15 protein-coding genes are annotated in these 21,592 nt (G+C 65.5%); 10 read left to right on the forward strand and 5 right to left on the reverse strand.

The window, feature by feature from the left end; genetic code table 11:
- Positions 1 to 383 precede the first annotated feature (383 nt).
- Both HLH28_RS07360 and HLH28_RS18385 read left to right on the forward strand, forming a co-directional pair.
- A complete protein-coding gene (locus HLH28_RS07360) occupies positions 384 to 665 on the forward strand; it encodes a cell envelope biogenesis protein OmpA (RefSeq protein WP_182956808.1) in 282 nt (93 codons plus the stop codon).
- A gap of 96 nt (positions 666 to 761) precedes the next feature.
- A complete protein-coding gene (locus HLH28_RS18385; protein WP_338029676.1) occupies positions 762 to 1,196 on the forward strand; it encodes a hypothetical protein in 435 nt (144 codons plus the stop codon).
- 16 nt (positions 1,197 to 1,212) lie between these two features.
- Here the strand turns inward: HLH28_RS18385 and HLH28_RS07370 are convergent, their stop codons facing one another.
- The 4 genes from HLH28_RS07370 to HLH28_RS07385 all read right to left on the reverse strand — a co-directional run bounded on the left by HLH28_RS07370 (position 1,213) and on the right by HLH28_RS07385 (position 7,101).
- Positions 1,213 to 3,561: a TonB-dependent receptor gene (locus HLH28_RS07370; protein ID WP_182956811.1), complete on the reverse strand. Its 2,349-nt coding sequence runs from the start codon at positions 3,559 to 3,561 to the stop codon at positions 1,213 to 1,215.
- Between the two features lie 134 nt (positions 3,562 to 3,695).
- A complete protein-coding gene (locus HLH28_RS07375; RefSeq protein WP_182956814.1) occupies positions 3,696 to 4,097 on the reverse strand; it encodes a hypothetical protein in 402 nt (133 codons plus the stop codon).
- A 146-nt stretch (positions 4,098 to 4,243) separates the two neighbouring features.
- Positions 4,244 to 5,818 (reverse strand): 2-isopropylmalate synthase, encoded by a 1,575-nt coding sequence (locus HLH28_RS07380; protein ID WP_182956817.1) that lies wholly within the window; start codon positions 5,816 to 5,818, stop codon positions 4,244 to 4,246.
- Positions 5,819 to 6,150: 332 nt separating this feature from the next.
- Positions 6,151 to 7,101, reverse strand: coding sequence for an N-acetylmuramoyl-L-alanine amidase family protein (locus HLH28_RS07385; RefSeq protein WP_246395747.1), 951 nt, complete (start codon positions 7,099 to 7,101; stop codon positions 6,151 to 6,153).
- Between the two features lie 638 nt (positions 7,102 to 7,739).
- Here HLH28_RS07385 and HLH28_RS07390 point away from each other — a divergent pair.
- Positions 7,740 to 10,751, forward strand: a complete 3,012-nt coding sequence (locus HLH28_RS07390) for an Rne/Rng family ribonuclease (protein ID WP_182956820.1) — start codon at positions 7,740 to 7,742, stop codon at positions 10,749 to 10,751.
- Between the two features lie 537 nt (positions 10,752 to 11,288).
- On the opposite strand, the gene HLH28_RS07395 is transcribed toward HLH28_RS07390, so the two are convergent.
- The gene (locus tag HLH28_RS07395; protein ID WP_182956824.1) at positions 11,289 to 12,221 is read right to left on the reverse strand and encodes a LysR substrate-binding domain-containing protein; all 933 of its coding nucleotides are present in this window, start codon (positions 12,219 to 12,221) and stop codon (positions 11,289 to 11,291) included.
- Between the two features lie 369 nt (positions 12,222 to 12,590).
- Here HLH28_RS07395 and HLH28_RS07400 point away from each other — a divergent pair, with 369 nt between their 5' ends.
- The 7 genes from HLH28_RS07400 to HLH28_RS07435 all read left to right on the forward strand — a co-directional run bounded on the left by HLH28_RS07400 (position 12,591) and on the right by HLH28_RS07435 (position 21,581).
- Complete coding sequence (locus HLH28_RS07400; RefSeq protein WP_220789967.1) at positions 12,591 to 15,044, forward strand: TonB-dependent receptor; 2,454 nt, start codon at positions 12,591 to 12,593, stop codon at positions 15,042 to 15,044.
- A 151-nt stretch (positions 15,045 to 15,195) separates the two neighbouring features.
- On the forward strand, positions 15,196 to 16,611 hold the full coding sequence (locus tag HLH28_RS07405) for an amidase family protein (RefSeq protein WP_246395749.1): 1,416 nt from the start codon (positions 15,196 to 15,198) through the stop codon (positions 16,609 to 16,611).
- 31 nt (positions 16,612 to 16,642) lie between these two features.
- The gene (locus tag HLH28_RS07410) at positions 16,643 to 18,175 is read left to right on the forward strand and encodes a sodium:solute symporter family protein (protein ID WP_182956827.1); all 1,533 of its coding nucleotides are present in this window, start codon (positions 16,643 to 16,645) and stop codon (positions 18,173 to 18,175) included.
- 516 nt (positions 18,176 to 18,691) lie between these two features.
- Positions 18,692 to 18,925, forward strand: a complete 234-nt coding sequence (locus tag HLH28_RS17895; RefSeq protein ID WP_220789968.1) for a VOC family protein — start codon at positions 18,692 to 18,694, stop codon at positions 18,923 to 18,925.
- Between the two features lie 239 nt (positions 18,926 to 19,164).
- The gene (locus tag HLH28_RS17900; protein WP_220789969.1) at positions 19,165 to 20,298 is read left to right on the forward strand and encodes a GNAT family N-acetyltransferase; all 1,134 of its coding nucleotides are present in this window, start codon (positions 19,165 to 19,167) and stop codon (positions 20,296 to 20,298) included.
- A gap of 77 nt (positions 20,299 to 20,375) precedes the next feature.
- Positions 20,376 to 20,963 (forward strand): LOG family protein, encoded by a 588-nt coding sequence (locus HLH28_RS07430; protein WP_182956830.1) that lies wholly within the window; start codon positions 20,376 to 20,378, stop codon positions 20,961 to 20,963.
- A 39-nt stretch (positions 20,964 to 21,002) separates the two neighbouring features.
- A complete protein-coding gene (locus HLH28_RS07435) occupies positions 21,003 to 21,581 on the forward strand; it encodes a nucleotidyltransferase family protein (protein ID WP_182956833.1) in 579 nt (192 codons plus the stop codon).
- Positions 21,582 to 21,592: the final 11 nt, after the last annotated feature.

A 21,592-nucleotide genomic window follows, 5' to 3' on the forward strand; every position in this document is an offset into this window, starting at 1 on the left:
CCGACAACAAGCACGCAATACCGCAGGACATGATCCCGGCGACGAGTCGCGCGACGCCCCGACGGTCGCCCCGTCCATCGTCACCCACCCTGGCCCTTCCTGGATCAGGGCGAGGGATTAACGGTGCTGGCGCGCGCGGGCAAGGCCCGTGGACATTAATTCGTGCTTTTCCCCCCGTCACCGGCCCCCGGCGGAAAATTCCATCCCGGCGTCCCGTCACCGCCCTGTTTTCGCCACCGAAGCACCCCCATACCTTCAGGGATGGTCGACGATCGCAAGGCCTCCGAGGAAGACCGCCCCGGCCCGTTCGGTCGCCGAACGGGACACCGGGTCCTGACGGACGGCATGTGCCGCCGGACCGTCGCGAAGAAGGAAAAAAGATCATGAAGATCCGTAGGCAAGGTCCCCAGATTACCCGCATCACGCTGCTGGGCTGCGGATTGCTGACCCTCGCGGCATGCGGCAGCCCCTATGATCCCGGGGCCCGCGCCGGTACCGGTGCGTTGATCGGTGCCGGTGGGGGGGCCGCCATCGGCGGTCTGGCCGGCGGCGGAACGGGGGCGGCCATCGGTGCGCTGACCGGCGGCGCCGTGGGCGCCGCGACCGGGGCCGCGACCACGCCCAACCGGCCCCGCCGCAGCGACTATTACAATCGGGGCTACTGACCCCGTCCAAGGCCGCCGATACGACGATCGCACAGGAACGATGGGCGGGGTCTGCCTGACGCCCCCCGGCGCTTCCACCGCAACCATGGGATGAACATGAAACTTTTTCGCAACTCGTCTTTCCCTGCCCGTCCGGCCGCCCGCGGTCCGGCGCGCGCGACGGCGATGCTGGCCCTGGCGGGCGTCGCCCTGTCGCTGGGGGCGTGCAGCAATCCCTATGATCCCGGGCAACGGGCCCTGGGCGGGGGCCTGATCGGCGCGGGTGGCGGGGCGGCCATCGGCGCGCTGGCCGGCGGCGGACCGGGGGCGGCCATCGGTGCCCTGGCCGGGGGCGCGGTCGGCGCCGCGACCGGCGCCGCGACCACGCCCGCGGCACCGCGCCGCTATTATCCGCCGCAAGGCTATCCGCCGCCTGGATATTCCCAGCCCGGCTATCCGCCACCTGCTTATGGCGGCTACGCGCAGCCGACCTACCCGCCACAAGGCTATTATCCTCCGCCTCCTCCAGCCGCGTACGGCAACGGCTACTGAGCCGGGATACCGGGCGTCAGAAACGCGCCTTCAGGTCCGCGACGTAGGTTCGCATCGGAAAGGGGTGATATTCGTAGTACCGGTCGTTGTTGACGTTATCGATGCCGGCATCGAGCGTCAGCGACCGGTAGACGCGATAATGGGCGTGCAGATCGACGACCACGAACGGGTCGAACGCGCCGAAGACGTGCGACACGCGGTCGGTATTGTCCAGCGTCGAATACATCCGGCCCTGGTACCGGACCGCGACCGACAGATCCAGGCGATCGTTGGCCCGATACGTCACCTGCGCGGTATCCCGCCAGTTCGGGACATAGGGCACGTGCTTGCCTGTCGCCGTCGTGCCCGCCGCGCTGCTGAATCCGGGGTCGGACAGGATGCGGGAATCGACATAGGTGACGCTGTTGGACACATCGAGGCCGGGGATCAGCAGGTCATGCCGTTCCGCCACGAACTCCACGCCGCGATTGCGAACCTGACGGACGTTCTGGAAGGTCGTGGTATAGATATTTCCGATCAGGTTGCTTTGTGAAATCAGGGCGTTCTTGACGTTTTCCTGAAACAGCGACAGGCGGATGCGCCCTTTGCGGAATCGCCGCTCGACGGTCAATTCGCCCGAATAGACATTTTCGGGCGACAGGTCGGGGTTGGGCACCGAATAGGTCCCGCCCGTGGCAACGATCTGGTACAGTTCGGCCACGGTGGGGTAGCGATAGGCCTCTCCGAACGAAAATTTGGCATTCCAGCCCGGCGCGATCCGCCAGGCCATCGTCACCTTGGGCGAGGCGTTGGTCGAACGTACCCGCGGCTGCGCCACCGCGGTCGTTCCGGCGAGGTTGGCCCCGTCGAACGCCCGCCAGAATTCCAGCCGCCCGCCGACCGTCAGCGTGAAGGCAGGGGTGAATGTCCATGCATCCTGCAGCCAGAGGGCATAGGTCGAACTCTTGCCCCGCCCGCTGGCATAGAGCGTGCCGTTGCCGTCGATGGGCGACGCCATCCAATTGTCGGTGTTGTAGGTGGGATTGTTCAGGTCGTACTGGTCCCGGTGACCGCCGAAGCTGACCTGGTGCTGGCCGCCGACGCCGCCGGGACGCCAGATCCCCTTTACGTCCGCCGTGGTCCAGCCCGTACCGTCCATCCGGGCCAGATAGCCGTTCGACCGGAATTCCGTCCCGGACAGGACGCCTGCCGGGTTGCGCTGCATGTCACGCAGGAAGGCGTAGTCGGTAAAGACCGCTTCCCAATCCCAATGGGCCTTCGTGTCGGTCTTCAGCGACACGGCATTCATCAGATGCCGCTGGCTTTGGGTATAGGTGTCGTTGGCGAAGCCCGACACCCCGCCGAAGGTCGGCTGACCCGCCGCATCGGTCAGATAGGTCTGGGACCGCGCACGCGCGTCGATGGTCCAGAAACCGATCGTGTAGGACGCCCGCAGCCAATCCGTCACGTCGTAGGCGAAGCGGCCCGTCACATTGTTCATGGTGCTGTGCAGCAGGCCACCCGCGCCGACGACATTGGCGGCCGTTCCGGTCTTGCCCAGCGCCGGGATGGTGCCCGCCGTACCGGCAGGCGCCTGGCCGCTGGTGATGAAGAACAGGGGTTCGGAAAGGCTTTCCTCCCGATTCGCGCTGACGAACCAGGAAAACCGGCCGATTCTGTCCCCGATTGTAATCGCGCTGCTGGCGGTGCCGTAGGTTCCGTGCGTGTTGTACGCGTCAAAACTCTGCACGCTGCCGGTCTGCTTGACCGTCGCCTCGAACCGGTCGGGCATCCGGGTCGTGATCAGGACGACGCCGCCCATGGAGTTTCCCGGATATTCCGCGGCGAACGGGCCGTAGAGCATGTCCACCCGTTCGATCTGCTCGGGCGCGACCATGCCCCAGCGCGGGGCGCCATTGGTGTTGTTATTGGAAATCAGGGCCGAAATCGGCATGTCGTCGACATAGACCAGGCTGCGCGCGCTGGAATTGACACCCCACGTCCTGGTCTGGAGCGTCGCCTGGGTATCGCCGTTATTGCGTTTCCGCAGGAACAGGCTGGGCAAATATTTCAGCGCGTCCTCGGCATCGACGATATTCGTCGTGGCTTCGATCCTGCGCCAGTCGGTGCTTTCCACCGTCTGCGGCAGGGAAAACCGCTTGATGTCGGCCGCGGGGCTGGAGGTGTGTCCGGTGACGACGATCGCCTCCGCCCGCCTGGGCGGGGACGGATGGGCAGGATGCGCGGCCGCCGTCTCGGCCTGCGGACCAGGGGGAGCGGCCAGCATCGGCCCGGCGTCCGCCAGAATGGCGAATATGACCGAGACGCGCGCCAGCATGCGCGACGTCAGGGCGAGGTCCGGAGGGACCTTGCGAAATCCATGCATGTAATCGAGAGCCCTTGCGTGACGGATCCAGCCGGCACGGGGCACGACGACAGACTGCCATGCGGCCCGGGACGTTCCGGAGAGGCATGGCAGGCAGGTCGATCGGGCCGGTCAGCCGGCGCGATGGAGTCAGTTCAGGGCAGAGGAGGACCGCGCGGCCGGGCCGCGGCGTTGACGACCGAGGGCGGGCCGCGCGCGGATGCCGCAAACCCTGCCAGCCCGATCAGTACCGGCAGCAGCACCGGCAATGCCGGCCCACCGGCAGGCAGCAGGAACAGGTCGACCAGCGCCCCCGGCAATGGCAGGCCGATATCGCAATGGGCATGATGATGCCGCACGGGCGCCTGGCCCGCGAGGTCGATCGGCAGGGAACTGTCGCACAGCACGGACAATGCGGAGAGCGCCGTGTACTGTGCGTCGGCCTCCTGGTCCGTGAACGAGGCGCTGCCGAGCAGAAGCTGGCCGAGCATCGCGACAAACGCAATGGCCCATCCCACCCTGCCAAGCCGGCATTGCTGCGTTCCCCGATTCATCACGCGGGATCATTCACTCCAAACAGGCGGTCCGCGACCCTCGATCACGGGAATGTGCCATGCAAGCCGGACAAGCCGGGCACACCCGGTCGCGCAGACCGGAAACCGGCAGGACACCCCTGACGGAGGCCCTGCCGGATCCTTCGCCTTCAGGCCGTCAGCGCCTCGGGTTCGGCGCGGGTGCGCTTGACCACCAGCTTGTTCAGCGCATGGACATAGGCCCGCACGGCAGACACCAGCGTGTCGCTATCCGCGCCCTGGCCGTCCACCAGCTTCCCGTCCTCTTCCAGACGCACGGTGGTACGGGCCTGCGCGTCGCTGCCCTCGGTCACCGCACCGACGGAATAGAGCTGCAACGTCGCGTCATGGGGAAAGATCTCGTGAATCGCGTTGAAGGCGGCATCGACCGGCCCCTGGCCCGTGACGTTCGCACTGCGGGCCTCGCCGTCGATTTCCAGCGTCAGGGCCGCGCGTGCCGGACGCTTCGACCCGGCTTCGACCTCCAGCGAAACGAAGCGGATGCGGGCATGATCCCGCGCCTCGTCATCCACCAGCGCCACCAGGTCCTCGTCGTAGACGACCTTCTTGCGGTCGGCCAGGTCCTTGAACCGGGCGAAGGCGTCGTTCAGATGCGCGTCGTCCATCTCGCCATAGCCCATCGCCTTCAGCTTGTCGCGGAAGGCCGCCCGGCCGGAATGCTTGCCCAGCACCAGCGAGGAACGGGTCCACCCCACGCTCTCGGGCGTCATGATCTCGTATGTCGCGGCGTTCTTCAGCACGCCGTCCTGATGGATGCCGCTTTCATGGGCGAAGGCGTTGCGGCCGACGATCGCCTTGTTCGGCTGCACGTCGAAACCGGTGGTGGTGGCCAGCATCCGCGAGGTCCGCAGCAGAGCCTGCGTGCGGATGCCGGTGGTGTAGGGCATGACGTCGTGGCGCGTGCGAATCGCCATGACGATTTCTTCCAGCGCCGCGTTGCCGGCGCGCTCGCCGATACCGTTGATGGTGCATTCGATCTGCCGGGCGCCGGCCGACAGCGAGGCGATGGTGTTGGCGACCGCCAGGCCCAGGTCGTTATGGTTGTGGGCCGAGAAGATCACCCGGTCCGCCCCCGGCACGCGGGTCCGCAGATCATTGAAGATGCGGGCCATGTCCTCGGGCGTGGCATAGCCGACGGTGTCGGGGATGTTGATCGTGGTGGCGCCGGCCTTGATCGCGGCCTCGACGCAGCGGCACAGGAAATCGGGATCGGTCCGCGACCCGTCCTCGGCCGACCATTCCACGTCGTCGGTGAACTGGCGCGCCGCGGTGTTGCCGGCGACGATCAGGTCCAGCACCGTCTCCGGCTCCATCCGCAGCTTGTATTTCATGTGCAGCGGCGAGGTGGAGATGAAATTATGGATACGCCCGCGTTCGGCCGGACGAATGGCCTCGCCCGCGCTGGCGATGTCGTTCTTGCCGCCGCTGCGTGCCAGCGCGCAGATCACCGGACCGCGCACGGCGGACGCAATCTGGTGGACGCTGTCGAAATCGCCCTTCGACGCCACGGGAAAGCCGGCCTCGATCACGTCGACGCCCAGTTCCGCCAGGGCCTCCGCCATCCGGAGCTTCTCCGTCAGGTTCATCGAGAAGCCGGGGGATTGTTCGCCGTCGCGCAGGGTCGTGTCGAAAATGATGACGCGATCGTCGCCGATGCGGCCGAAGGACGGATGGTCGATAGTCATGGATTACCTCGGACAGGTCCGGATGTTCGCCTCTGAACGCCGCAATGGGCGTTCCTTGCCTAGCCTGCGGGATTGCTCCCGCCCTACCCCCTGGGCGTACCGGCATCGCGCCGGCCCTGAACGCTCAGGGGCAGATAAGTCGAAGGCGAAGGAGGAGGGCGGCGTGTCCATGGGCGCGCGACAACGCCGGCGCAACCGCGCCCGACCTGCCTGCCATCATGAGCATCGCGAAATCCATGGCCGGCACCATACAGCCCGATCCGCCGATTGCAACCGAAAAGGCCGCCATCAGGACGGAAGACAATACCCCCGGGCCGCGGACAGGCGCGACATCAGCCCGTCAGGTGGGTGACGCCGCCAGCCGAGGCGAAATACCGGTCGATCGCCTGCTTCATCGCACCGGCCACCATCATCCGGTGCCCGGCCTGGCGCAACGCGGCCTCGTCCAGGCGGTTGGACATGAATCCCATTTCCACCAGAACGGACGGGATGTCCGCCGATTTCAGGACCACGAACGCCGCATGTCGCGACGGATGCGGCAGCAGACCGATCCGGGGCTGGAAGGCCGCGACCACACTGCTGGCCAGATGGGCGGCGCCGCGCCGGGTTTCCTCGGTCACCAGGCTGGCCAGGATCGCCTGTACCTCCGGCGAGCTGGCATGGACCTGCGGACCGCCGAACCGGTCGGCGCTGTTTTCCGTGCGGGCCAGTGCCGCCGTCTGGGCGTCCGAGGCCTGGCCCGACAACGTATAGACACTGGCCCCCCGCACCCCCCGGTCGGTCAGCGCGTCGGCATGCATGGATACGAACAGGGCCGCACGATGGGCGTGGGCGATGTCGACCCGTCCCTCCAGCGGGATGAACCGGTCGTCGGATCGCGTCATCGCCACGCGATAGGCGCCGCTGGCCAGCAACTGCCGCTGCAATTCCGACGCCGCAGCCTCGGCGATATGCTTTTCGTAGGTGCCGGACACCCCGATTGCCCCCGGATCCTTGCCGCCGTGACCGGGATCGAGCATGACCAGCGGCAAGGGCGCCGCCGCCTTGCCGACGATCGCGGGGGCGCGCTGCGCCACCGGGGCGGACGCGGCATGCCGCGCCGCACGGGCGGAATGCACGGGATGGTACGTCGTGGCGGCGGACGCCCCGTCGGGGCGCAGCAGCAATCCGGCGGCGGACAGGCCGGACAGCAGGAAATGGCGCCGGTCCCGATCATGCGGGCGAGCCGGACAATCGGCCCTCTGTCCCGCCGTCGTCGCATGATCGGAACGATGAGTGTGCATGCTGGCCAGGTCCCTGCTGCGGATCCTGGCGAACCCATAGCATCTTTCCCCCCGCCCGTCAGTAATTCAACGGCTTGCGGCCATTCATTCGTACGCGTTTGCAGGCAATGCCGGTGTTTCACCCGTGACGCTTGCAGCGAAGGCGCAGTTGGGTCATGCTGAACTGGTGATGGGTCCGCGTCGGCCGGCGTCCGTGCAGTTACGGTCGCCCGGCTGGCATGACCGGCCCCATCCGGCAAACCGGCCCCGCGCGGGCGTGGCGTGCCCGGCCGCAATGCGGATCGGACTGCCCGCAACCGCGTGGCCCGGCGGCCGCTCCGCCCCCTGCCGCAAGGCCGGGCGCAGGATGACGACGACATATCGATCTGACGACGCGGCCGGGTCACGGCCTGGACGCATCGTCGCCGCCTGATGAGGATGGATGAACGCCACGCGGACCGCGTTTGCAATCAGCACGACACAGCATGCGTCACCCGTGACGCGCGCCGACGCTGGTTGCCCGGGCCCCGCCGCAACGGCTTCCGGATCCGTCATATCTTTCCCGTTCGTTTCTGCCCCCCTTCCCCGTCGCCACTGCCCGTCCCCCATGCGGACGCCGGACAGACACGGGAACCGGGCACACCGGAGTTCCGTTTTTTATGAACAAGCGCATGCTGATCGACACGACCCACGCGGAAGAAACCCGCGTGGTCGTGATGGATGGTAACAGGCTCGAAGACTACGACGTCGAGGCATCCGCCAAGAAGCAGCTCAAGGGCAATATCTATCTCGCCAAGGTCATCCGGGTCGAACCCAGCCTGCAGGCCGCCTTCGTGGAGTATGGCGGAAACCGTCACGGTTTCCTTGCCTTCAGCGAGATCCATCCGGATTACTACCAGATCCCGGTTGCCGACCGCGAGAAGCTGCTGGCGCTGCAGGAAGAGGAAGCCCGCGCCGAGGAAGCCGCCCCCCAGGACGAGGAGGCCGACCCCGCGCCCCGCGACGCCGAGGGCGCGAATGGCGAGGACGAGGCCACAGACAGCGATGGCGAGCCCCTGCCCGAGACCGTCGGCGGCGAGACCGATACGGGGGACGAGGGCGTGGTCCAGCGACGGATCGCCCGCTTCCTGCGCAGCTACAAGATCCAGGAAGTCATCCGTCGCCGGCAGATCCTGCTGGTGCAGGTCGTCAAGGAGGAGCGCGGCAACAAGGGCGCCGCGCTGACCACCTATGTCTCGCTGGCCGGGCGCTATTGCGTGCTGATGCCGAACTCGCTGCGCGGCGGCGGCGTGTCGCGCAAGATCACCTCGGTCGCCGACCGGCGCCGGTTGAAGGACGTGATCGCGGAGCTGCAGATCCCGCGCGGCATGGCGATGATCGTCCGCACCGCCGGCGCCCAGCGTCCGCGCCCCGAAATCATGCGCGACTGCGAATATCTGCTGCGCCTGTGGGACGACATCCGCGACCATACGCTCAATTCGATCGCCCCCGCGCTGATCTATGAAGAAGCCAGCCTGATCAAGCGCGCCATCCGCGACATCTATACCCGCGACGTGGGCGAAATCCTCGTCGACGGCGAGGCCGGATGGAAATCCGCGCGCGAATTCATGCGGATGCTGATGCCGCAGGGCGCGCAGAAGGTGAAATGCTGGCGCGACGGGCAGCCGCTCTTCTCGCATTTCAATGTCGAGGGCCTGCTGGATTCGATGCTGTCGCCGACGGTGCAGCTGCGCTCGGGCGGGTATCTGGTCATCAACCAGGCCGAGGCGCTGGTCGCCATCGACGTCAATTCGGGCCGCGCGACGCGCGAGCGCAATATCGAGGAAACGGCGCTTCGCACCAACCTCGAAGCCGCCGAGGAAGTAGCGCGGCAGTTGCGCCTGCGCGACCTGGCCGGCCTGATCGTCATCGACTTCATCGACATGGAGAGCCGCAAGCACAACGCGATGGTCGAGCGGCGGCTGAAGGACGCGCTGCGTACCGATCGCGCGCGCATCCAGGTCGGCAATATCTCGCATTTCGGGCTGCTGGAGATGTCGCGCCAGCGGCTGCGCCCGTCGATCACGGAATCGACCTTCACCCCCTGCCCGCACTGCCAGGGCACGGGCATCATCCGGGGGACCGAAAGCGCCGCGCTGCATGTGCTGCGCGCCGTCGAGGAAGAGGGCACCCGCCGCCGCGCCGCCGAGATCACGGTGCATGTGGCCTCGGAAATCGCGCTGTATATCCTCAACAACAAGCGCGTCTGGCTGGATGAAATCGAGAAGCGCCACAAGATGCGCGTCGTCTTCACCCCCGATTCGACCTTGCTGCCGCCGCAATTGCGCATCGAACGCGTCCGCCCGCAGACTGAAAAGTTCGAGCCGGTAACCCACCCCGCCCTGGACGCCCCCCTGGAGGAGGTCGAGACCGTCGCGGTGCCCGCACTGGTCCGCGAGATCCCGATCCAGGACGAGGCGCCTGCCCGGGCCGAGGCCGAAACCGCGGCACCCCCGACCGCAGCGGAGGAAAGCGACGACGGTACCGATCATCGCCGCCGCCGCCGCCGCCGTCGCCGGCGTCGTGGTGGCGCCGAGCACGGCGAGACCACGGTCCAGCAGCCGGCTGCCATCGGAGCACCCGAAGAGCCTGATGTCGCGGAGGCCGAGGAAGAGGAGAGCCCAGCCGCTGCGCCGGAGGTTGTCGCCAAGGTCCCCGTCGCCCGGGAAGAAGGCGGTCGCGAGCGCAATCGCCGTCGTCGCGACCGGCACGACCGCCGTCCCGTGACACCCGAGCTGGAGGCGCCCTATCGCGGCCCGACGCCGGCCAACCCGTTCGGCAATGGGATCATCGACATCTTCGACGTGATCGAGCAATCGACCGATACCGACATGATCCCGTCGGCGCCCGCCAAGGCCCCGGTGTCGGACGAGATCATCGATATCGCCGAGACGCTGGCCATTTCGGAACCCGAAGCGGTCCCCGAGGAGAAAGTGGTCGAGGCAGTGGCGGAAATCGTTACTGATGCCGACACGGTGGAGGCCGAGGTGCCGGCGGCCCCCGTCGAGGTCGAAATCGAGGCCGAGCCCGCGCCCAAGCGGACACCCCGCCGGCGCGCCACGGCACGCCCCCGCAAGGCCGCCGCAAAAGTCGAAACGGAAGCCCCTGCCCCGGTCGTCGCGGCCACGCCGGAAGCCGACGCCGAGATCGTCGTCGCGGAACCGGCAAAACCCGCACGACGCCGGGCAACGACGCGCAAGGCTGCGGCCAAGAGCACGGTGAAGACGCCGTCCAAGATCGCGGATGAGCCCGTCGCGGCAACCGAGGTCGAATCCGAGACACCGGTGGCAGAAGCACCGGTGACAGAAGCGGAGGAACCGAAGAAGCCGACCCGCAAGCGCGCGCCCCGCGCCACGGCGACGCGGAAGGCGAAGTCGGCGGAACCGGCCGCGATCGCGGTGACCGAGGATGCGTCCCCCGCCGCCGAAGCACCGGCGGCCGAGACGGTCGAAGCCCCCGCCAAGCCGCGCCGCACCCGCAAGGCACCGGCCCGCGCAAAGAAGGCCGAGCCTTTGGCGGAGGCTCCGATGGCGGCCGCGGCGCCGACCACCGAAGGTCCGGGGGTCCAGCCGATCGTGATCGACGACAGCGCCCCCGCCCCGGTCCGCAAGACCGGATGGTGGCGTCGCTGATCCCTGGCCGGTTCTCCGGCCAAGGCCATTGATGAAAAGCCCCGCCTCCGGAAGGAAGCGGGGCTTTTTCATTCCTCGATGGTCGCAGACGTCGCCACACCGACGTCCGTAACCGTCCGGATCTGACATGCTGCAATGACGCGGATCATGCCTTCCCTGAGTGGCAATTGCGCCTGACAGGGCTTGCCGGGAGCGGAAATTTCGAGCCTACACCGGCGATAACCGAAATTTCGTTGGCGTTGCAGCCAGTTGCGGCTTGCCGATCGCATGCACGGCACAAATTCTACGAACTGTATAAAACAGATTGGCCAGCAGCAGCAGAAACATCGGGCCGTATCGGGTTGGCAGGGAAGGCAGAAGGCCGACTTAAGATACTCTTTGATCGATTATGGACCTTCAGAGCAAATTTGGTGCCTTCTCGCCCACTGCCAAATTCCGCCAGCCAATGCGGCCATTATAGGCCTCCGGATGAAACTGATGGGTGGCGAGGTCGCCCCCTCAAAAACCCGGGCGCCAGACATCTGGGCGCGATCCGCCCTACGCCATGTGGCGCGCCGAGAAAGACCTCACTTCGGCCATCAGCCAATTGCGGAACCGCACGAATTGCGGCCGGTTCCAGCTGGTTTCCGGCGCGATGAGGTAATAGGCGCCGATGAAGACGTTGCGGAAGGCCTGGTCGGGCATCGTGACCTTGACCAGTGTCCCGTGTTCCAGATCGTCGGACACCAGAAAGATGTTGGCCAGGGAAATACCCTGGCCGTGCCGTGCGGCCGCCAGCGTGATGCTGGCGTGGCCCAGCCGGCCGAACGGAACGAAGCCGGTGGGGCTGACCATGTGGCCGGACAGGAAGATATGCCATTCCTGGCTGTCCTCGGCCTCGATCAACGGTTCGGCCAGAAGGTCGGCGAGCGTGCGGACCCGGGCCATTACCTCGGCAGCGAAGGCGGGGCTCGTCACCGGAAACATCGGCGGACGCGCAAGCTGGACCTTCTTGAAACCCGCAGGAAAGGACAGCAGTTCCTCATCGCGCAGATAGCGGATGTCGGCATGCAGGTCGTCGCGGTCGAAATCCGGAAAACGGTCGAACGGCCTGACCACCAGGTTGATCGATGGGTCGCTCCGCCGGAACGCCCCCACCCGTCCTGCCAGCCATAGCGACGCGAATCCCGATACGCAGCTGATCCGAATCGATGTGTCCATCTGTGGCCGCAGCTTTTCGGTCGCGCGCGACAGGCTGTTCAGGGCCTCGGCAACGTCCTGGTGATAGGAATTGCCCTTGGGGGTCAGCGTGCCGCTGGCGCGATCGATCAGTGCGACACCGACCCAATCCTCCAGCGTGCGCAGATGCCGCCCGACGATCGTATGGCTGACGCCGAGATGCTCGGCCGCCTTGCGTACGCCGCCCGTGCGGCCATACGCATCGAAGGCACGCAGTGCCCCGAAGGGCGGAAGGGACAGCCTCTTCTTCATCGACACCGGATCGGATCCATCGGAGTTCGTGCTGGAAACTTTAGGGTTCCCCGCCGGGCACTGTAAAGCGATTGGAAATTCCAGGTTCCCAGCCACGAACGGTCCGCCTTCCGACAACCGGCTCTCGGCGCACGTGCGCCACATGGAAACCAAAGGTTTCCAGTCGCGAATAAAAAGTCGCTTTCGAAACGTTTGCGGCAAGTGATATCGTTTATCGTAATGAAATAGACATTTTCCAAATACACACATAATAAAATCAACTATTTAAATAAATAACGACGAGATCGTATATTATTATTTGATATTGACCGGAATACATCCAACCCCGGCCGGACGCACGGCCATCGGATCTGCCCCTGGAGGTCAACCATGACGCGATCACCGACCCTTCCGCGACGAGCGCTCCTGATTTCCGGCACCTTCATCGCATGCGCCAGCACCTGCCCGGCCTGGGCCGGGCCGCCGGCCCAGGCCGCCACGGCTACGCCGACACGACATGCCGCGACCCGGGCGCCCGTCGCTGCCTCTCGCCCTGTCCCCCGGCCGCAGCCGGCCTCCACCGGCGAGAGCATTTCCGTCACCGGCGGAATGTTCAGCGCCACCGGGGTCCGCAACACGACGCCCGGCGGCGGCATGATGCCGGTACAGACAGCGCCGAAATCACGCAGCGAGGTCACACGCGACTTCATCGCCAAGAAACCGTCGAACACCACCGTCCAGGCCATGTTGTCCAGCATGCCCGGGGTGGCCTATGCGCGGTCCGACCCGTACGGCCAGACCTCGCGCGGGATCGTGGTGCGCGGCCTGAACTACACTCAGGTCGGCTACCTGGTGGACGGCATTCCGCTGACGGACGGCGTCTATCTCAGTCCCGATGCCATCGGCGGCAGCCCGGACATGGAAAACGTGCCCTCGGTGGCGCTGACGCAGGGATCGCCGGACATCAGCAGCCCCGCCTATTACTCCGTGGGTGCCGAAATCCGCACGACGCTGCGCGACCCGGCGCAGAAATTCGGCGGTCTGCTGGAATCCAGCTACGGCACATGGAACATGAAGAAGGAATTCGCACGGATCGATACGGGCGAAATCGGACATACCGGCATCCGCGCCTTCATGTCCTATTCCTGGAGCTACAACCAGTTCTGGCAGACGCCCGGATCGCTGACCCGTCACCATGTCGACGCCAAGGCAGTCAAGGAATGGGGCGATGGAAACAGCGCCGGCCTGAACTTCCTGTGGGGCAGTTACGCGTCCAGCGGCATCAACGCCAACGGATCGGCCACGCCGACCAAGGCAGCGTTCGAGGCCCTGGGCACGTCCTCGCTCTATTACAACCCGACCTATACGCCTGGCGTCGGCAGCTATTACCAATTGGCACGTCTGCGCAACGACGTGCTGGCCATCACCGCGCCGATGCATTTCAACCTGGGCAGCGGCCTGAAACTGTCGATGACACCCTATTTCATCAGTTGGGACAAATGGACCAACTATGGTGAAACCATAAGCCAGAACAACAGCTATTACGGAACCCAACTGGCCGGCCCCCTGAACCTGCCCGACGTCGCGGCCAACGGCCGGCAGACGGTCGAGGTCGTCGACCCGCAGCATCAGCGCACGCTCAGCCTGATGGCCGACCTGGCTTGGACCCGGGGCAACAACACGCTGCGCGGCGGCTATTGGTACGCCTATCTGGACATGCCCGAACGCGCGAACTACGCGGCGACCAGCGCGCAGGGCCTGCCGGCAAACGCGTGGGGACGGTACGGCGTCACGACAGCGGACGGACAGGTGATGTCGGGCTGGGACATCGTGTTCCGCCAGCAGACGAACGCGCTGTTCATCGAGGATACCTACACCGCGTTCGGCAACCGACTGAAGCTGAACGCCGGCTTCAAGGAAGTGATGATCCAGCGCTGGGTCAGCAACCTGATCCCCGGGGCAGCGACCTACAAGAACGGCGCGAACTATGCCGAACCGCTGCCGCAGGTCTCGGCCAGTTTCGACATCACCCCGAACGACCAGATCTACGTCAACGGGACGACCAGCTTCAAGGCGCCCGACCGCAGCGAAGCCTATATCGACATTTATGACGCGGCGTCGCCCATTCCGATCCAGGGCCATCCGCAGAACATGAAGGCCGAATACGCCATCGGCGAGGAACTGGGATACCGCCACAACGGGCTGGTGCATGTGTCCGCGGCGCTGTTCAACTACAACATGGTGAATCACGACGTGCTGTCGACCGCATTCGTCGGCGGGTCGCTGGTGACGGCGCCGATCATCCTGGGGGGCCAGACGATCCGCGGCGCCCAGCTGGAGGTCGGGCTGCGGCCATGGCATCATTTCAGCCCCTATGCCTCGGGGTCCTATGTCCATGCGACCACCGACAATGATTTCAAGGTGGGAAACGACGTACTGCCGACGGCGGGCAAGATCGCAGTGAACACACCGACCTTCACGGGCGCGATCGGCCTGGCCTATGACGACGGGACCTATTTCGGGAACTTCAACCTGAACTATATCGGCCGCCGCTACAGCACTTTCATGAATGACGAAAGCATGCCGGGATACCTGACGTCGGATATCACGCTGGGGTATCGCATGCGGAACGTCCATGTCGGCAACACCGCGCTCTATCGTCCGCAGATCCAGTTGAACCTGATGAATGTCGGCAACAACATCTATTATGCCCAGGCGGCCGGCCTGACATCCAACGCGCGGACCATGCAGGGCCTGCACGGCACCACCATCGCCGGCAAAAGCCCGACCTACCAGATCGGCGGCGGCTTCGCGATCGCGGGCGCCATCACCGTCGGGTTCTGAACGCACGCAGACCGCCCCGCCGCAGCATGACACGACCAGGAAATCTCCAGACCATGACGGACGATATCACCATGACGCAGAATCGGAACGGGATCGATCCCATCATCCCCCGGCGCAATGCCCTCGATCACTGCCTGGAGGACCTGGCGTAATGACCGATCTCTGCGATTTCGACGCGACCGCGCTGCTGGCGTTGTACGCGGTGGGCGACGTTTCCCCCGTCGACGTGACGCGCGCCGTGCTGGACCGCGCGGCGGCGATGCGCGACGTGTTGAATCCGTTCGTTCGGATCGACGCCGAGGACGCCCTGATGGCGGCCGAAATCTCGGAACGGGCGTGGCGGGCCGGCCTGCCCACCCGGCCGCTGGAGGGAATTCCGGTTTCTATCAAGGATACTGCGATGACCCGCGGCTGGGTCCTGGGACGGGGGTCGCGCCTGTCGATCGGCCAGCCGGCAGCGACCGAGGACGCGCCGGCGGTGGCGCGCCTGCGGGCGGCCGGGGCCGTCATCTATGCCTGCACCACGACGTGCGAAGGCGGATGGAAGGCCGTGACCGACAGTCCGCTGACCGGCATCACCCGCAACGCCCACGATCCGGCGGTCTCCCCCGGCGGCAGCAGCGGCGGGGCCGGGGCGGCCATCGCGTCGGGCTGCGGTCCGCTGGCGCTGGGCAGCGACGGCGGCGGATCCGTGCGCGTGCCCGCCAGCTTCAGCGGCATCTTCGGCATGAAGGCGACGTTCGCCCGCGTTCCGCAATGGCCGGTCGGCCCGCATTATTCGGACATGTCGCATTACGGCCCCATGACGCGCTCGGTCGCCGACGCCGCGCTGATGCTGTCGGTCATGGAAGGCTACGATCCCAAGGACCCTTACAGTTTCCCCCCTGCCCCGCCGGGCGCGTTCCAGGCCGGGCCGCTGCCGCTGTCCGGCCTGCGCATCGGCGTGGCGGAAACGTACGGCTTCCTGCCCGTGGATCCGGAAATCCGCGCCGTCTTCCGCCGCAGCGTCGCAATCGCCGAGCAGGCGGGTGCGATCCTGGTCCCGGTTCCGGATTTCGAGGATTGGCGCCCCACGTACCGCACGCTGTGGCAGGCCGGGGCCTGGCAGGCGCTGCGCCGCCTGCCGGCCGACCGGATCGGCCTGGTCGACCCCGAATTCCTGGCCGAAGCGCAGAAAGGCCAGACGATCGCCACGGGCGACCTGGTCGACGCGCAGATGCGCCGCATCGTCTACCGGCAGGAGGCCGGCCGCCTGCACGGATCGGTCGACGTCGTGCTGTCGCCGACGGTGTCGGTCCTGCCGTTCGAGGCCGGAAAGACCGTCCCCGACGCGTCCTGGCCCGACTGGCTGGAATGGGGCGGCTTCGCGTTCCTGTACAACATGACCGGGCAGCCTGCCGCCTCGATCCCCGCCGGGTTCTCGGCCGGGGGGCTGCCGATCGGGATACAGGTGGCCGGGCGGCTGCAGGACGACGTGACGGTGATGCGGGTCTGCCAGAGCCTTGAAGGCCTGCTGACCGAAGGACGCAGCATCCCGTCCCGCGTCGTCGGCAGGCTGGCGGCATGACCGCCCCCGGACCAATGGAGGGACGCAGCCGATGGAGGTGACCTTCGGGATCGTCGGACTGTTCTGCGCCGGCCTGATCGTGCTGTTGCAGGCCAGCTTCCGCAAGGACCGCTCCTTCTCCGACTATGCGGTGGGCGGGCGATCGTTCGGAAGCTGGCTGCAATCCATGTCGTTCCTGAACAGCTGGTGGCCCGGCGGCCTTCTGCTGTCGCTGACCGGCATGGCGCTGGGCACGGGCGTAGTGGCCTTCTACATGCCGATCTACAGCCTGCTGACCGTCATGCTGATGTACCTGATGGCGCGGCGGGTCTGGGTCTGGGGGGCGGCGAACGACCTGAAGACCCAGGCCGACCTTCTGCGGCTGCGCTACAACTCCACCGCGCTGAGCGTCACCGCGTCGGTCATCAGCGTGATTTCGATCCTTCCGTGGCTGGTGCTGGGGTTCAAGAGCCTGGGCGCCATGTTCTCGGCCCTGTCGTTCGGCCGGCTGTCGCCCGGGCAGGCGGTCGCATGCGGGGTCGCGCTGATCCTGGTGCGGCAGGTCTGGACCATCCGCATGGGCATGCGCGGCCTGGTCATTTCCGACATGTACCAGGGCGTCGTCGCCTATATCGGCGGAACCGCCCTGATCCTGGGACTGATCGCGTGGCTGACCACGGCCAGGGGCCTGTCCCTGGGCGGTCTCGATGCCGGCCTGCTGACAGTGCCCGGCATCGACGGGGTCAAGGGGCCGCTGACGCTGTTTTCCATGATCCTGACCGGTACGATCGGCGGGTGGTGCTGGCCGCCGATCTTCGTGCGGCTCTACACCGCCGACAGCGTGCGCAGCATGCTGCGCGCGGGGGTCTTCAGCGCCCCGCTGTCGATGCTGTTCTCGATGTCGCTGGTCGTCCTCGGCCTGCTGGCGTCCGGATTGCCCGCCCTGCATGCCGATCCGGACATGGCGTGGTTCGACCTGGCCGGCATGGCGGCGGGTCCGGTCGGGCTGGGCCTGGCGGGAACAATCATGCTGGCAGCGACGATGGGTGGGGTGGACGCCATCATCCAGGCCATGGGCACCCAGGTCGCGAACGACATCGTCGGCGCGGGCCGCACCCTGTCCTATCGGGCGTCGATCCTGACGGCCAAGGGCGCCATGGTCGCCGGCACCGCGCTGGCCGCGGGCATCGCCTGCCTGCCCATCCCGCACCTGTCGGTGCTGGCCCTGCTATCGTACCAGGGGATCATCCAGGTCGCGGTCGCACAATATGCGGGCCTGTTCTGGCGGCGCGGCACTGCGGCGGGCGGCATCGCGGGCACGATCGCCGGCTTCGGTACGGCGGTCCTGCTGGAAACAGTGTTCCATGGCATCGCCAGCCGGTTCTGGGGCCTGAGTTCCGGCGTGATCGGCCTGTCGGTCAATGCCGCCACCTATTACGCGCTGGCCGTCCTGAAACCGCAGCCCGAGGCCGAAACCCACCGCGTGGCCCTTCTGTTCGCCGACACCGGCCGGCCGGACCCCGCAACCGGCGCCGAACCAACCCCCGCGCCATCGCCGGTCCTGGCACAGGGAGAAGCATCGTGATCCCCCTCCGCCCGCGTTCCAGGACCATCATGACCTGGATGGTCGCCAACGTTGCTGCCGCCCTGCTGCCGCCGGTCTACCTGTCACTGGGCACCAGCATGCCCGTGCTGCCAGGCCTGCCCTGTTCCGTCGCCTATTTCGTAACGCTGGGACTCTCGATCGTCTGCTGCCTGCTGACGGCCTACCATGATGATGAAAAGCGTCAGTATTTTGCGACCTGCCATCATCAGGCCAGCCCGTCCGACATGTCCCGGGACGAACCCTCGCCCCGGTCCGTTGCGTGTCACCACGATCCGAAGCCTGGGATTGCGACGCCCGGGCAATACCAGCGGCCTGGACACGGGCCGTCGCCAATCGCAGGTTCCCATGGAACAGATGCGCCCGTGCAGGCATCAAAGGTGGCACCCCCGCCCGAAGTCCGGCCTTATGCTCTCCGGGTCAATTTCGGCACTGGACCGATAGAACCGCCGGGATCGATCGTGACACAGCCGGTCAGATTCGTTTGGGAGATCGTCGATGCAGCTTCTCGATCATGTCTCGATCGGCGTGCCCGATCTCGACGTCGCCCGTCCGTTCTATGATGCGATCATGACCGCGCTCGGTGCTCGAAAAATCTATGATCGACGGGATGCCCTTGACTATGGCGAGCGCTGCTCGGCAAGCGACACGCAATCGACATGTCTCATTGTCTATCTCGACTCATCCTGTATCGAGGAAAACAAGCGGCATTGGTGCTTCAAGGCGCTCTGACGCGAGCAGGTCGACGCATTCTTCGTTGCCGGCCTGTCCACCGGCGGGCGGTCGGACGGGGCGCCGGGTCTTCGCCCCCGTTACCACGAAAATTACCATGCGGCGTTTCTGTTCGATCCGGCGGGCAATCGCGTCGAAGCGGTATGCCATTCCGATTGATCTTCAAACGTCGCATTCCCCCGACGAGGCCCGGCTCCATATAGTTGACTTAAGCAACTATGTGGAGCAGCGTCGTTCCTATGGACCAGACGATAGAAGCCATTCGCGCGTTCAACCGATTCTACACCCGATATGTCGGAGCGTTGGACGCGCGCTTCCTGGGCAGCGACATGAACCTGCCGGACGCTCGGCTTCTGCTGGAAATCGCCCAGCGCGAACCGGTTCAAGCCAATATATTGCAAGACGAGCTTGGCCTGGATCGCGGCTATCTGAGCCGCATGGTCGGCCGCTTTGAGCAACGCGAATGGATTTCGCGCGATCGTTCAGCCGCGGACAACCGTTCCCGGCCGATCCGCCTTACCCCTGCCGGTCGCACGGCCTTTGCGGTCATCGATCATCGTCAGCATGACGTCATCGCGGCGGCGCTGTCGCGTCTCACTCCGGCCGAACAGCATGACCTGACCGAGGCACTTTCCCTGGCAAGACGGCTGCTGGCCGCCACGGCAATGCCGCGTGCCGTTGCAGATGCGTCGGTGAACGGGCTGGAAATGCTGGACCGTCCCGTCTGGAATGCACTCTCGGGGCGTCAGGCGCCTTTGTCGATCGGCACCCGCGGCGCGCGGCGCCTCGATCCGGCGATCGGACCGTTCGGAGCGGCCCGCGGGAACACGGCACGAAGTCTGGGCATGCTGGCGCGGTTATCTGAAACCGACGAAATCTGGCTCATCGAAAAAGAGACGATCGCCGCACCAAGGGGCACCACGATCGTCCGTAGCGCCGAATGCCTGCAAATGGTTGCCTCGCACGTCTCTGAACGGGACCAGCATTTTTCATTCCGCGATCTCGAAGAAGCCGATGCCGCGGACATGCTGGCGCTTGCGACGCTTACCGTCCCCGGTCCTTTCCTGGCCGGCACCTGGCGTCTTGGCGGGTTCGTGGGGATTCACGACAACGGCCGCCTTGTCGCCATGGCCGGAGAGCGCATGAAGCCGGGACATTTCACCGAAATAAGCGGGGTATGCACCCATCCCGATTATCGTGGACGTGGTTATGCAGGCTTCCTCATGCGTGTGATCGCGAAACGTATTCTTGCACGAGGAGAGCGGCCTTTTCTGCATTCTTATGCAGACAACGCCGGCGCGATCGCCCTGTACGAGTCGCTTGGCTTCAGGGCCCATCAACGCGTGACGGCAACAGTGATTCGCAGGACGTGACGATTCATGTCATCCGCTCCCTTTACCCGCCGTCATGTGAAATAATCCATCGGTCAAACCGATGCCGGGAGGTCGCCTTGAAGCTCGCCGTTTTCTGTGGCTCGTCCGAAGGGCGTGAACCAGCCTACAGGCATGCCGCCTATGCGTTCGGACGTCTCGCCGCACAGCGCGGCGTCGCGATCGTATATGGCGGCGGACATGTGGGCCTTATGGGTGCCGTCGCGGACGGTGCGCTCCAGGCCGGAGGAGAGGTCATCGGCGTTATGCCGAAGGCCCTTGTCGAGCGTGAAATCGCGCATCGGGGACTGACCCATCTGGAAGTGGTTCCCGACATGCATGTTCGCAAGCAGCGCATGTCCGAACTGGCGTCCGGGTTCGTGACGCTTCCGGGCGGAGCGGGAACCCTGGAAGAGATATTTGAACAGTGGACGTGGGCGCAGCTTGGCATCCACGACAAGCCTTGCGGATTTCTCAATGTCGAGGGGTATTTCGACCCTCTGTTAACGATGATCGCGAAGACCATCCAGGAAGGATTCATGAAGCCCGAATATGCCAGCATGCTGGTCGTGACATCGGACCCTCTGGAACTCTTCGACCTGTTTGACGGCTATACGCCGCCCATCCGAAAGTGGGCGCAAGCGCCTGTCCATCCGGCTTCCGCCTGACCATCGTATCGACATGGCCGTTGCACAGGAAGCGCCCCCATGAAAGAGGCACAGGAAACGAAACTACGGGCTGTCATCGCCGAAAGTCCCCTTCTTTCCCCGTTTCTCGCAAGGTGGGACCAGCTTTCTCTCCCTGACGTCTGGCTTGCCGCCGGAGCGGTGGCTCAGACGGTCTGGAATCATAAATTCCGCTACCCGTCCGCTCACGGCATCAATGACATCGATATTATTTATTTCGACGCCGATAATCTTTCCGAGGATGCCGAAACCGCACATTCGGTTCGAATCCGCGCGGCATTCCGCGATGTGCCGGTCTGGATAGACGTAAAGAACCAGGCCAGAGTCCACTGCTGGTATAAGGAAAAATTCGGATACTCCATCCCTCCCTACACCTCGATCGCCAAGGCCATTGCGACGTTCCCGACCACCGCGACGGCGATTGGTCTGCGTCCTCACGACACCGGCCTGGACGTCTGTGCGCCTTATGGAATGTCCGATCTGTTCGGTTCGGTCGCACGCCCCAACAGGAAACAGATCACGCGTGAAATATACGAAAAAAAGCTCGCAAAATGGAAGGCGTCATGGCCTGACCTCACGATCATCGGTTGGGATGAATGACGGCTTTGCAA

The organism is Gluconacetobacter tumulisoli (assembly GCF_014174155.1).
In the GTDB taxonomy this organism is placed as follows: domain Bacteria; phylum Pseudomonadota; class Alphaproteobacteria; order Acetobacterales; family Acetobacteraceae; genus Gluconacetobacter; species Gluconacetobacter tumulisoli.